Source organism: Dietzia sp. DQ11-38-2 (genome assembly GCF_014145055.1).
GTDB lineage: Bacteria > Actinomycetota > Actinomycetes > Mycobacteriales > Mycobacteriaceae > Dietzia.
The window spans coordinates 6,324-7,279 of the sequence record NZ_JAALDW010000227.1; the positions used below are offsets into that span (position 1 = coordinate 6,324).

Sequence of the window (956 nt, forward strand, 5' to 3'; positions counted from 1 at the left end):
GCCCGCGGGCGGTGATCACCACGGACGCCCCCTCGGACAGCAGGCGCCGCGCGATCCCCAGGCCGATCCCCCGGCTGGCGCCGGTGACGAGGGCCGTCCTCCCGGCGAAGCGGTCGGGCACGACGGGGCCGGTACGGGGGGCGGGAAGGGGGGAAGGGCTCACGTGTCGTCTCCTGGTGCGGTTCGGGGCTCACGGGTGTGCACTGCCAGCCTAGAGGCCGTGTCCCCGCCCTACGTTCACGGGATTTTCTCAGCCCGCCCCCAGGGAATACCGGCCGACAGGCGGGACGGGAGTTACAGTCTTCGTCAGGACTCAACCGGCCGTCACACACGGCGCAACTACCCCAGGGCGTGCCCATGTCACCACTTGCCCCACGCGGTGCGGCGGATACCCCTGTGTGCTCGATCCTGGACATCCCGGGGCCCCGGTGGTTCGGCGAGGGCGATCCCATCTGGCGTGTCCACGGCGACGCGGCGACCCCGATCGGGGTGACCACCGGCCTGCTCATGCTGGCGGCCAACCCGGCCTACGCCTCCACGTTCGCCGCCGCGGACGCGGTCGACGACCCCTGGTCCGTGGACGCCTACCTGCACGACCTCATCGAGATCACCACGTTCGGCACGGTCGACGACGCGATGGTGACGATCGAGAACTCCCACCGCGACCGCGCGTTCTCGGGGACCACCGAGCACGGTCAGTACTACTACGGTTCGGACCCCGAGCTCGTGGAGTGGGCGCACGCCGCCACCACATGGGCCCTTCTCGCGGCCTACCAACGCTTCGCCGCGCGGCCGCTCACCCCGGCCGAGTCCGACCGGTACGTCTGCCAGACGGCCGGCGTCGCGCACCTGCTCGGCTGCCGGGTCTCGCCCACCACGGTCCGCGAACTCGAGCAACTGCTCCGTTCCTCCCGGGATCGCGCCCGTGCGACCACCGCCGGCCGGAGCGTCGCGAC

1 protein-coding gene and 1 pseudogene are annotated in these 956 nt (G+C 72.0%); one reads left to right on the forward strand and one right to left on the reverse strand.

Going from position 1 to position 956, the window contains the following annotated elements; translation table 11 throughout:
* Positions 1 to 121: pseudogene (locus G6026_RS17215) on the reverse strand (SDR family NAD(P)-dependent oxidoreductase); the annotation flags it as partial.
* A gap of 275 nt (positions 122 to 396) precedes the next feature.
* On the opposite strand from G6026_RS17215, the gene G6026_RS08465 reads away from it, so the two are divergent.
* On the forward strand, positions 397 to 956 hold a 560-nt coding region (locus tag G6026_RS08465), incomplete at its 3' end, for an oxygenase MpaB family protein (RefSeq protein ID WP_182612906.1).